Annotated in this window: 10 protein-coding genes; 7 read left to right on the top strand and 3 right to left on the bottom strand. The window is 64.3% G+C overall.

Going from position 1 to position 11,679, the window contains the following annotated elements; translation table 11 throughout:
* Positions 1–53 precede the first annotated feature (53 nt).
* The 5 genes from ACOGJB_RS08915 to ACOGJB_RS08935 all read left to right on the top strand — a co-directional run bounded on the left by ACOGJB_RS08915 (position 54) and on the right by ACOGJB_RS08935 (position 6,510).
* Positions 54–1,514: an ABC transporter substrate-binding protein gene (locus ACOGJB_RS08915; protein WP_419840459.1), complete on the top strand. Its 1,461-nt coding sequence runs from the start codon at positions 54–56 to the stop codon at positions 1,512–1,514.
* Positions 1,515–1,689: 175 nt separating this feature from the next.
* Positions 1,690–3,267, top strand: coding sequence for a carbohydrate ABC transporter permease (locus ACOGJB_RS08920; protein ID WP_419840460.1), 1,578 nt, complete (start codon positions 1,690–1,692; stop codon positions 3,265–3,267).
* Positions 3,260–4,276 (top strand): carbohydrate ABC transporter permease, encoded by a 1,017-nt coding sequence (locus tag ACOGJB_RS08925; protein ID WP_419840461.1) that lies wholly within the window; start codon positions 3,260–3,262, stop codon positions 4,274–4,276. The genes ACOGJB_RS08920 and ACOGJB_RS08925 overlap by 8 nt, the downstream gene beginning before the upstream one ends.
* A gap of 106 nt (positions 4,277–4,382) precedes the next feature.
* Positions 4,383–5,330 (top strand): aldo/keto reductase, encoded by a 948-nt coding sequence (locus ACOGJB_RS08930; protein WP_419840462.1) that lies wholly within the window; start codon positions 4,383–4,385, stop codon positions 5,328–5,330.
* A 58-nt stretch (positions 5,331–5,388) separates the two neighbouring features.
* Positions 5,389–6,510, top strand: coding sequence for a Gfo/Idh/MocA family protein (locus tag ACOGJB_RS08935; RefSeq protein WP_419840463.1), 1,122 nt, complete (start codon positions 5,389–5,391; stop codon positions 6,508–6,510).
* Between the two features lie 224 nt (positions 6,511–6,734).
* On the opposite strand, the gene ACOGJB_RS08940 is transcribed toward ACOGJB_RS08935, so the two are convergent.
* Positions 6,735–7,244 carry a hypothetical protein gene (locus tag ACOGJB_RS08940; RefSeq protein ID WP_419840464.1) on the bottom strand — a complete coding sequence of 170 codons (510 nt, stop codon included), beginning with the start codon at positions 7,242–7,244 and terminating at the stop codon, positions 6,735–6,737.
* Positions 7,245–7,246: 2 nt separating this feature from the next.
* Entirely contained in the window at positions 7,247–8,266 is a 1,020-nt protein-coding gene (locus ACOGJB_RS08945) for an AAA family ATPase (RefSeq protein ID WP_419840465.1), read from the bottom strand.
* Positions 8,267–8,508: 242 nt separating this feature from the next.
* Between ACOGJB_RS08945 and ACOGJB_RS08950 the strand changes: the two genes are divergently transcribed.
* Positions 8,509–9,579, top strand: a complete 1,071-nt coding sequence (locus ACOGJB_RS08950; RefSeq protein ID WP_419840466.1) for an LLM class flavin-dependent oxidoreductase — start codon at positions 8,509–8,511, stop codon at positions 9,577–9,579.
* A gap of 8 nt (positions 9,580–9,587) precedes the next feature.
* Here the strand turns inward: ACOGJB_RS08950 and ACOGJB_RS08955 are convergent, their stop codons facing one another.
* On the bottom strand, positions 9,588–10,748 hold the full coding sequence (locus tag ACOGJB_RS08955) for an ABC transporter ATP-binding protein (protein WP_419840467.1): 1,161 nt from the start codon (positions 10,746–10,748) through the stop codon (positions 9,588–9,590).
* A gap of 102 nt (positions 10,749–10,850) precedes the next feature.
* On the opposite strand from ACOGJB_RS08955, the gene ACOGJB_RS08960 reads away from it, so the two are divergent.
* Positions 10,851–11,624 carry a class II aldolase/adducin family protein gene (locus tag ACOGJB_RS08960; protein WP_419840468.1) on the top strand — a complete coding sequence of 258 codons (774 nt, stop codon included), beginning with the start codon at positions 10,851–10,853 and terminating at the stop codon, positions 11,622–11,624.
* The last annotated feature ends 55 nt before the right edge of the window (positions 11,625–11,679 follow it).

Genomic DNA, 11,679 nt, shown 5'->3' on the forward strand with positions numbered 1-11,679 from the left:
ACCCATCCCATCAGCGCACCCGTCGGGGGCGCCGCGTGGTTCAACTGCTCGGCGTGCTATTCGCAACCGCGCTGATCGCTGCTGCCTGCGGCAGCGACGACGACGCAGACGGTGACGCGGCGGCGCCGACCACGGAGGCGACCGCAGCGTCAGATGAGATGTCTGACGACATGTCCGACGACGACATGGACGAGCACATGGACGACGACATGTCCGACGACGACATGGACGAGCACATGGACGACGACATGTCCGACGACGACATGGACGAGCACATGGACGACGACGACATGATGGACTTGGCCGGCACCAAGGTGTCGGTGTTCGGTCCCGAGTCCAGCGACGAGGAAGCGGGCGCCCTTCGAGATGCGCTCGATCACTTCGCCGACCGGACAGGCATCGAGATCAGCTACACCGGCGCACGCGACGCCGCTGATCAGATCAATGCGCAGGCAGCTGGCGGCAACCCGCCGGACATCTTCATCTTCCCGCAGCCCGGCAAGCTGGCCGACTTCGCACGCAACGGCCACCTCATCGCACTGCCCGACGACGTCGTGGCCGCGATGAATGAGCATTGGACTCCTGCGTGGACATCGTTCGGCGACGTCGACGGCACCCAGTACGGCATTCCGAACAAGTCCGACCTGAAGTCGCTGGTGTGGTACAAGCCGGCCCTGTTCGAGTCGAAGGGCTACGAGGTACCCGGCACTTGGGACGAGCTCAAGGCACTGTCGGCCGAGATGATCGCGAACGGCGATACCCCGTTCTGCATCGGCATCGAGAGCGGTCCGGCCACCGGCTGGACCTTCACCGACTGGGTCGAAGACCTGATGCTGCGCTTCCACACGCCTGCGGACTACGACGCGTGGGTCGCCGGCGACCTGGCGTTCTCCAGCGACGAGGTCAGCGGCGTGTTCAACGAGGTGCTTGACCTGTGGAACACGCCGGGAATGGTGTTCGCCGCCGGTGGCTCCATCGCCGCGACGCCGTTCGGCGACAACGGCCAGCCGCTGGTCGACAACGACTGCATGATGCACCGTCAGGCGTCCTTCTATGCCGCGTTCATCCCCGAGGGAACCGTGTTCGCGGACGGCTCGGCCGACGCTGTCGACACCTTCTACTTCCCGTCGGTGAAGGGCGACCAGCCCGTTCTGGGCGCCGGCACCCTGGTGGGCGCCTTCCGCGACGCTCCCGAGGTGTGGGAAGTGATGAAGTACTTCGGCAGCTCCGAATACGCCGAGTTGCGCCAGCGGGCGCAGACCGAGCGCAAGGGCGGCGGCCTGTCGGGCTTCCTGTCGGCTGCGACAAACCAGGACCCGAACGTGTACCAGCCGCTTGAGCAGTCGTTCCTCGACATCTTGCAGAATGCCGATGTCGTGCGCTTCGACGGCTCAGACCTGATGCCTGCCGAGGTCGGCGCCGGCACCTTCTGGACCGAGGGCACCGCCGTCGTCAACGGCGACAAGAGCGTCGCTGAGGCGACGCAAGCCATCGACGACAGCTGGCCCCGCTGAGACTGAGCCAGTGCTGGCTGGCACGGCACCGCGAGGTGCACCCGCCGGCCAGATCGAATTCATAGACGAAGGGCCGTCCCGCATGTGCGGGGCGGCCCTTCGCTGTTGACACCTCACTCCCGATCGCCGGCGTGGAGGTGCGCTGCCGCGCAGCGCGAACTGCAAGACTGCGACGATGGCGGCGTTGTGGGGGGCTTTTGCTGGCGTGGTGATAGCCGTCGGCGCCAGCGCCGCGGTGTTCTGGGTCACGCACCGCCTGTTCGGACTCGTCGAGCGGCGCTGGGCCGTCGTGACCGCAACCTCAGGCGTGCTCGCCGGGGGCGCTGCGGGTGCTGTGGCGTCGGGGCTTCGCAGCGGGGCCGACTCCACGCCGTTGCTGGCAGGCTCACAGTTCGCGTGGATTGTCGGCGGTGCTGCGGTGTTCGGTCTGGTGGGTGCCGCCGTCGGGATGCTGCGGCCTCCCTCCGCGAAACGCACATCTGCGGTACAGAGTCGGCTGCGAGCGCTCACCTTCGTGGGGCCGGCCATGCTGTTCGTCGCGCTGGGGCTGATCATCCCGCTGCTGCGGACCATCTACCTGTCGCTGTTCGACAAGGCCGGCACCGGCTTTCGCGGGCTTGCCAACTACGGCGACATTTTCACCAACGCACAGAGCCTGGATTTGTCGGGCTGGGCCGGCATCTTCGGCAGCCAGTTGTTCTGGGGCAGCGTCATGCTGTTTGCCGTTGCGGCGGTCATTGCGTTGGCTCGGGGTCGACGTCGCGGCGTCACAGCAGATATCTCAGCCAGCACGGTCGGGATCGGGATCGGCGGAGGCCTGCTGCTCAGTTTCGCCGTGTTCGCCAATCTGCGCGGCACGGTGATGAACAACCTGTGGTGGGTGGTGGCGGTCACGTTCCTGTCGACCGCGCTCGGCCTGCTGGCCGCGGTGATCGCCGACCGCACCAAACGCGAATCCTTCGCCAAGAGCTTGATCTTCCTGCCGATGGCGATCTCTTTCGTCGGAGCGGGGATCATCTGGCGCTTCATGTACATCGCCCGGCCGCCTCAGAAGTCCCAGACCGGGCTGCTCAACGCCATCTGGGTCTGGTTCGGCACGCTGAGGCCCTCCACCGGCGGGGCGTGGATCGCGGTTGCCGTCCTGGCAACAGTGACTGCCATGCTGGCCGCACTGTGCGCCTTCGGCGTGCGGAGACGGCAGTCAGCGCTCGCCATCGGCTCGGCGACCGCGGCCATCCCGCTGCTGTGGCTGATCTACCGCTTCTTGGGTCCCGGCGTCGGCGGCTCCATCTTGGGCCCCAACGGCGAGCCGATTGCGGGAACGATCCTGTTCGTCCAGGAATCCCCCTTCAACAATGTGTGGCTGATGGTGGTGCTGATCTGGATCCAGACCGGGTTCGCCATGGTGATCCTGTCGGCGGCCATCAAGGCTGTGCCCTCGGATCTGATCGAGGCGGCCCGAGTCGACGGCGCCGACGAGCGCCAAGTCTTCTTCGGGGTGACGCTGCCGACCATCGTGCCCACGATCACGGTGGTCATGACCGCCATGATCGTGCTGGTCATGAAGGTGTTCGACATCGTGCGGGTGATGACCAACGGCAACTTCGGCACACAGGTCATCGCCAACGAGATGTGGCAGCGCAGCTTCACCGAATTCAACTTGGGGTTGGGATCGGCTTTGGCGGTGGTGCTGTTCCTGGGCGTGGTACCGGTCATGGGTCTCAACATCAGACGGATGCAACGCGGTGAGTAGCGCCGTCGACGCCGCAGCAGCAGCTGAACAGCCTGCGGGCTCTGGTTCGGCGCCGCGCGGACGCCAGGGCCCCGACCGCATCGGGCGAGCGGTGTACCGCTTCCTGCGCTCCATTCCGGTCTGGGTGCTGTGGCTGATGGTGATCGTCTGGAGCGTTCCCACCGGCAGCCTGTTCCTCAACTCGTTCCGGCACCGCGACGATCAGCGCGCCTCTGGCTGGTGGACGTCGTTCACTGAAGGCAACTGGACGCTGGAGAACTACGCCGACGTGCTGTCGTCGGGGGCTCAGACCGGCGGGCTGTGGCAGGCGCTGCTCAACTCGTTCGCGATCGCCATTCCGGCAACGATCATTCCGATCGCCATCGCTGCTTTGGCGGCGTACGCCTTTGCATGGATCCCGTTCCGGGGCCGCGAGTGGATCTTCATCGGGACTGTGTCGCTGCTTGCCCTGCCGAACCAGGTGGCCCTGCTCCCGCTGCTGCAGATGTTCTCCGGCGGCGCGCACTGGTCCATCCCTGGGACCGAGATAATCCTTGGGACCGAGATCGTCGTCACGCTCATCCCCGACTTCAGTCTCGCCGGCACCGCGACGGCCGTCTGGCTGACCCACACGGCATTCGCCTTGCCGTTCGCCATCTTCTTGCTGCACAACTACATCTCAACCTTGCCCGGAGAGCTGTTCGAGGCAGCCCGCATCGACGGCGCCGACCATTTCACGATCTTCTGGCGGATCGTCGTCCCGCTCTCGGTGCCTGCTCTGGCGGCCTTTGCCATCTTCCAGTTCCTGTGGACCTGGAACGACTACCTGATCGCTTTGACCATGCTCGGCGCCGCGGGCGAGAACTACCCGGCCACTATCAAGATTGCCTCGATGGCCGGCGAGTTCGGCCTGCGAGAGCACCTGCTGTCGGCCGGCGCGTTCGTGCAGGCAGGGGTGCCGATGCTGGTGTTCTTCTTCCTGCAACGGTTCTTCGTGCGCGGTCTGCTGGCCGGCTCGGTGAAATCCTGAATGGGGACATCGCAAAGACACGATCGGGCTCAGAACCAGCGCACGGCATCGGCGTCGCCCCGGCAGACTGCGCCCCAGTCCATCTGACGTCAGAGCCGAGGTGACCGTGTCAAATTCCGATGTGCCGACCGGGCTGGTGCGGTCTGCTCCGCGGCGTCTGGGCTCGGGCGACGTCGAGGTCGGGCCGCTGGCGCTGGGCCTGTGGCGTTTCACCGGCACCGACATCGGCCAGAACGCGGCGCTGATCGAAGCCGGGCTGGAGCTCGGCATGAATCTGGTTGACATCGCCGACGTCTACGGGTTGGACTGGGGCGGCACAGGCTTCGGCAGCTGCGAGGAGAACCTGGGAGCGGTGCTGCGGGCCCGGCCGGAACTGCGCGACCGCATGGTGATCGCCACCAAGGGTGGCATCGTGCCGCCGGTGCCGTATGACTCCGGTTCGATCGCTCTGAGGGCCGCATGCGAGGCTTCGCTGGCGCGGCTCGGGATTGATCGCATCGATGTCTACCAAGTGCACCGGCCCGACATGTTCACTCACCCCGCCGAGCTAGCCGACACGCTCGACGGTTTGGTCGCCGACGGCCTGATTGGTGCCGTCGGCGTCTCGAACTACACGCCCGCGCAGACCCGGGCGCTGGCGGCGCACCTGGAGGCTCCGCTCGTGAGCACCCAGCCTGAGTACTCAGCCGCCTGCCTGGACCCGCTACGCGACGGCACGCTCGACCTGTGCTCGGAGATGGGCATGGTGCCGCTGGCATGGAGCCCGCTCGCCGGCGGGCGACTCATGGCCCCGAACCCGGCCGGAGCTGATGAGGACAGCGGGGTGCGGGCGCAGCTTCTGGCAACGCTGGATCGGCTGGCCGAGCGGGAAGGGGTCGACCGAGCCGCGGTGTGCGTGGCCTTCGTGCTGGCTCACCCCACGGCACCCATCGCCATCGTCGGCACGCAGCAGCCTGAACGTCTCGAAGGGCTGCAGGCTGCGCTCGGTGTTCACCTCGACCGCAATGACGTGTACGACATTGTCGAAGCCTCCGAAGGGGTGCCGCTGCCGTGACCGGAGCCGGCGGCAGCTCGCATGGCACTCCCGACAGAGCGCACGTGCGGTGAGCGAGATGGCTGCGGTCAGCGACCGGCCGATGCGCTTCGGCGTCATCGGAACCGGCATGATGGGCATCGAGCACATCGCCAATGTCATCGCACTCGACGGGGCTGAGGTAGCGGCGTTCTGCGACAACTGGGAACCATCGCTCAAGGCAGCCCAGCACGAACTCGCCTGTAACGGTCTCGATCCGGTGCCGTGTTTCGGCGACCACCGAGAACTCCTCGACGCCGAGCTGTGCGACGCCGTGGTGATCGCAACGCCAAACCACCTGCACACCGACATCGTGCTCGATGTGGCCGCAGCCGGCGTGCCCCAGCTCGTCGAGAAGCCCCTGGCCACCACGCTGACCGATTGTCGCCGCATCATCGACGGCATCGAGGCGCTGGAGAATTCAGCACCGCTGGTGTGGGTCGGACTGGAGTACCGCTACATGGCACCGGTGGCTGCGCTGATCGAACAGGCTCACGCCGGTGCGGTGGGTCGCATCGCAATGGTGACCATCCGCGAGCACCGCTTCCCATTCCAGCCCAAGGTGCGCGACTGGAACCGGTTCAACCGCAATACCGGCGGAACCTTGGTGGAGAAGTGCTGCCACTTCTTCGACCTCATGCGGCTCATCGTGGGCTGCGAGCCGGACCGCGTGATGGCATCGGGCGCGCAGGACGTGAACCACCTCGACGAGCGCTACGGCGGCGAGACACCGGACATCTTGGACAATGCGTTCGTGATCGTGGAGTTCACCTCAGGGGCGAGGGCACTGCTGGACCTGTGCATGTTCGCCGAGGCCACGCGGAACCAAGAGGAACTGTCGGTGGTGGGCGACAGCGGAAAGCTCGAAGCACTGATCCCCGACGACGTGCTGAGGACCGGCGTGCGCGAGCGTGACTGGATCGGCAATGTCGAAGAGCAGCAGATCACCAGCACCGCCCCGGTCGTCGGCCATCACCACGGTTCGTCGTACATCGAGCTGGAACGCTTTCGCGACGCTGTGCTGACATCGAGCCCGGCCGAGTGCACGCTGGCCGACGGGCTGTGGTCGGTGGCGATCGGCCGAGCTGCGCACATCTCGATCGACGAGGGCAGGCCAGTAGAGATGAACGAACTGCTCACCCCGGCGGAGCTGAGTTCGTGAACCCCACAGCACAGCTCACGCACCAGCGACCATGAACAGCGCGGCGCAGCTTGCGGAGCCGCGGCCATGAACAGCGCGGCGCAGACTGCCGTGGCGATCAGCTGCACCGCACGTCTCGAGCGGCGCAGCACGACCAGTCGAGCTCAGTGATCTCCTCACGTCATCCGAAACTGAGAACTCAGACGCTCAAGAAATCAGCAAGGTAGACAAATGACGAGTCCAATTCAGGAAATACGCTCAATTCGGAAGTTCGGAAATCTCTGGTTCCAGCCGCTGCAGTCCAATACGAGTACGTCTTCTAGGTAGTACTGCTGCCAAGCGGCTGGCGCCTGACTCCGTGCAGGCAATTGCTCCCTCAGGCGATCTTGACGCACCATCCGATGTGCCGACACGAAGGGCTGAAATTGGATCACCACTATGTATAAGGCTGGTTTGCGGATATTGCCGCACGACCATTCATATAAGTAGGAATCACGGTACTTGTACTTGAGGTCCTGGTCTAGGCTTCCGCTGTATAATTTCTTGGCAAAATCTGCTCTATTGGCATTGCTTGCTTGCGGATTATCTGGATCCTTGAGCTCAAGGAATATCGTGTAGTTCGTTTCCTCGATGACAAAATCAACTGCCTTCATAGCACCCAGAAGAGCGTGGCTATTCTGGGCGTCAAACCGGCGAATCTTGGCGGCGTTTGGACCACGAATGCGAAGCGAGCCCTCAACAAACGAAATAGCCACATCTATTCCGATTGAAGACGTTCGAGGGTTCGGTCTACATCTCGATCATGCAGAAGGTCAAATGCCTCCAAGATTAGGTTTGGATCTATAGAAGGAAGATCATCAAACGAACGCAACTCAACGCTGGCACCATTATCTACAATCGCAAGCGAGTGGAACTGCACATCGTCATCTTCATCGCGTCCTAGCTCGAAATGCTTGAGAATCGAATAGTCGTGTGTGGCAACGAAGATCTGGACCCCAAGACGCTGCAGCGCTAGCAAGATCTCGACGACAGGGTCATAGAGCGCTGGATTGAGGTTGGTCTCCGGCTCATCCCAGAAGAGGACTGATCCCTCGAGCAACGTCCCGTTGCGTATGAGTAGCCAGAGCAGCCCCAGTTTCCGGAGGCCTTCTGCAAGCAACGTGAATTCCAAATTGCCTGCCTTGGATCTCAAGAAGAACTCTTCGTTCTTGCTCGTGACTGAACCACCCATGGCTTTGTTGAGAATCTTGAGCAATTGACTCCTGTCACGAGGTATTGGACCTCGTTCGACAGGCACGTATGCCCGCGTCAAAATATCGCGGTAGATTTCTTCAAAGTGAATTTCGCGGCGATCATAAAGCGAAATAAAGCCCGGCGCGTTTGCGAGCATTTCCTTAACCGGTATATAAGCCGACGGAAGTTTCTTACTTCGCCACCCCTCGTAGCCTGAGTATCGAATGTAGTCAGTCCGTCTAGAGGTGAATCGGACTCGTAGGCTTGCTCGCCCGTTCCATACTGCGATGCTGCAGTTCTCGACACCTTGGCGTCGGCGGACGAGGCGACCGAGTCGGCGACCTGATGGTAGAAATAGAGATACAATCTTGTCGTCCAAGTCTTCCTCAGTTATTGAAACATCACAAGCGGCGTACGCAACCTTCATGAGGTGTGTCTTGCCCGTTCCGTTCGCACCGATGAATACGTTCAAGCCCGGATTGGGTCGGAAATCGAGGTCTTCGAACACTGTAAAGTTCGTCAATTGGAGCCTGGTCAATGGCATGGTGGTCCGTCGCCTCGGTTAATCGGCTGCCGCGTGCTGTATTGACATGACGTGCTCGCCCCGCGAGCCTTCAGCCTACAACTGCGGCAGAAACCAAGAGGGTCTCATCGTGAGAGTGACAGCATTCCTGTGAAACTTGCGGAGTCGGGCTCGTGGGCACAGGAGCACAGCTCGCGGAGTCCGGGCCATGAGCACCGCGGCGCAGCATGCGGGGACGCGCTCGTGAACACTGCGACACAGCCATGAGTACAGCCCCGCCGGAGATTGCGTGGTTCTCGGCACTGTGCGACGACGACTATGAGTTCTTGGGCGTGCCCGATCCGAACCTGGCCAGCACCTGGGAGCACTGTGCCGACATCGTCACCACGGCCGAGCGCAACGGCTTCGACAACGTGCTGCTGCCTTCGGGCTACGACCTCGGCATCGACGCCACCTCGTTCGCCGCTGGCATCGCCACGCAGACCGAGCGCATCAACCTGCTCCTTGCCGTTCGCATGGGCGAGCTGTGGCCACCGCAATTGGCACGCCAGCTCGCCACCATCGACCGCATGTCCGCGGGGCGCCTGACCATCAACATCATCTCCAGCGACCTTCCCGGCGCGCCGCTCCCGTCGGGCCCGCGCTACCAGCGCACCCGCGAGTACATGAGCGTGCTGCGGACGCTCCTCGACGGCCAGCCCGTCGATTTCGACGGTGAATTCGTGTCTGTCCAGCTCGACCCTCCCCGCGTCCGCACGGTCAGCGGGCAGTGTCCGCCGTTCTATTTCGGTGGCTTCTCCGACGATGCGAAGGACACGGCCGCCGTCGCCGCGGACGTCTTTCTCACGTGGCCCGACACCGTGGCGGGCGTTGCCGGCACCGTCAGCGAGATGCGAGATCGCGCTGCTGCGGTCGGGCGTGAGCTCAAGTTCGGCCTGCGATCACACCTGATCGTGCGGGACACACACGCAGAAGCCATGGCGGCCACCAGGAGGCTCGTCAGCCAGCTCGACGACGACACCGGTGCCGCGATACGGGCCCGGGCGCTCGACTCGGCGTCGGTCGGCGTGCGACGTCAAGCCGACCTGCGAGACAGTGCCGACGGTGACGGCTTCGCCGAGGCCGGTCTGTGGACCGGCATCGGCCGGGCTCGCAGCGGGGCCGGCGCGGCCATCGTGGGCGACCCAGACGAAGTCGCAGCCAAGCTCGAGGCCTACCGGGCGGTGGGCATCGACGCGTTCATCCTGTCGGGCTACCCCCACATGGCCGAGTGTGACCTGTTCGGACAGCTCGTCCTGCAATCCATGCCCCACCGCAAGCTCTGGAATCCGTGAACGAGGGCTCAGGAGCGGACAGCAGCCTCGGTCTGGGGATCGAAGAAGTGCAGCCCGTCGACGTCAACGCTGAGCTCGACGGTCGATCCGGGCCGTGCCGCGCTGCGGGGATGCACTCGGGCAATGACCATGCGGTCATCAATGCCTTCGAGGGCATCGGGATCGCCCGCTTCCACCGAAGGTGCGTCGAGCGGGAAATGCAGCAGCAGATCCGAGCCGAGCGCCTCCGAGAGTGACACCACCGCCCGAAGGCGCGACTGCCCGTTGTCGCTGACGACGGCCGCATCCTCGAATGCCTCAGGCCGGATGCCGACCACGATGTCGGCGCCGTCGTAGGCCCGCAAGGCCGGGTTCGCGGCGAGGACTTCGTCGTTGAGCACGAGCGTTTGCGAGCCCAACAGCAGCTGCCAGCCATCGGCGCTGCTGGCGAGCCGGGCCATGCGCAGGTTCATCGCGGGCGCGCCGATGAAGCCGGCAACGAACAGGTTGTCGGGACGCTCGTAGAGATCGGTGGGGTCGTCCACCTGCTGCAGCAAGCCGTCCTTCAGAACCGCGACGCGATCACCCATCGTCATCGCCTCGACCTGGTCATGGGTCACGTAGATGGTGGTGGCACCCAACCGGTGCTGCAGGGCGGTGATCTCCGCCCGCATCTGCACCCGCAGCTTCGCGTCCAGATTGGAAAGCGGCTCATCCATGAGGAACACAGCGGGGTCGCGCACGATCGCCCGGCCCATCGCTACCCGCTGACGCTGACCGCCCGACAGCTGCGCCGGCTTGTTGCCGAGCAAGGGCTCCAGCTCCAGCAGGCGTGCCGCCTCGCGCACCCGCTCTTCGACCTCGGCTTTCGGGACGCCAGCCAGCTTCAGGGGAAAGCCGATATTGCGGGCCACGTCGAGATGGGGATACAGCGCATAACTCTGGAAGACCATCGCGATGTTGCGGTCCTTGGGCTCCACGTCGTTCATGCGCTCGTCGTTGATCAGCAGGTCGCCGTCGCTGATCTCCTCAAGACCCGCGACCATCCGCAACGCGGTGGACTTCCCGCACCCCGACGGGCCCACCAGCACCAAGAACTCGCCGTCGGCGATGTCGATGTTCAAGTCAGTGACCGCGACAAAGCCGTTCGGGTACTTCTTCGTCAGCCGATCGAGGGTGACTGTCGCCATGGAACCCCCCGGCTCGGACGCGCACGCGTAGTGGGTCGAGGCTAGCCCGCAACCGATTACGGACGTGCTGCGACGCACGGCAGGCATGACAGAATCCGCGACGTGGAATCTCCCAACGTCCCAGCGGAAGACACAGCAGATGTCACCGAGCCGTTCGAGACCGATCCGCGTGCCGAACGCGCCCGCCTGCTCGTCGACCTGGCCCGCGCCTATCGCCTGTTCGGGGTGCTGCGGTGGGGCGAGCTGGGCGATGGCCACATCACCTGCCGCGACCCGATGCGGCCGGATCACATGTGGCTGCTGCGATACGGCGTGCCCTTCGAGCGGGCCGCTGTCGGCGACCTCGTGCTCGTGGCTCCTGACGGCACGGCCACCGACCAGCAAGGCCAGCCTGCGCCGATCAACAACAGCGCGTACCGCATCCATTACCCCATCCACGAGGCCCGTCCCGACATCGGCGCCGCCGCGCATACCCACACCCAGTGGGGCACGCCGTTCTCGGCCGAGCGCCGGATGATCGAACCCATCAACCAGGAAGCGACCTGCTTCTTCGACGACCATGCCCTCTTCGACAACGAAGAGGTGCAGATCCTCTCGACCGACGGGGGCAAGCGCATCGCAGCCGCGCTCGGCGACTGCCGCACCGTGATTCTCGCCAACCACGGCCTGTTGACGGTCGGATTGAGCCCGGCCGATGCGGTCGGCTGGTTCGTGCTCGCCGAGCGCGTTGCCGAGGTCCAGATGAAAGCCCGCAAGGCCATCCCGATCTCCGCGGAGGCGGCCCGCATCGCCCACGACAACCTGACCCAAGGCGACTTCGGTTGGCACCTGTTCGGCTGGGCCACCCGCCGCCACCTGCCTCACGAATTCGCCTGAGCGCACGGGTGCGATCGCAGAGTGGCTGAACAGTGAACGACCCTGCTGCGACCGG

Origin of the sequence: Candidatus Poriferisodalis sp. (assembly GCF_965208895.1) — a bacterium.
Classification (GTDB): Bacteria; Actinomycetota; Acidimicrobiia; order Acidimicrobiales; family Poriferisodalaceae; genus Poriferisodalis.

Bases quoted from the DNA above. Each gene is read 5' to 3' on its own strand.
- ACOGJB_RS08920 (WP_419840460.1), top strand. From the start codon at position 1,690: ATGGCGGCGTTGTGGGGGGCTTTTGCTGGCGTGGTGATAGCCGTCGGC.
- ACOGJB_RS08935 (WP_419840463.1), top strand. From the start codon at position 5,389: ATGGCTGCGGTCAGCGACCGGCCGATGCGCTTCGGCGTCATCGGAACC.
- ACOGJB_RS08945 (WP_419840465.1), bottom strand. From the start codon at position 8,266: ATGCCATTGACCAGGCTCCAATTGACGAACTTTACAGTGTTCGAAGAC.
- ACOGJB_RS08950 (WP_419840466.1), top strand. From the start codon at position 8,509: ATGAGTACAGCCCCGCCGGAGATTGCGTGGTTCTCGGCACTGTGCGAC.
- ACOGJB_RS08955 (WP_419840467.1), bottom strand. From the start codon at position 10,748: ATGGCGACAGTCACCCTCGATCGGCTGACGAAGAAGTACCCGAACGGC.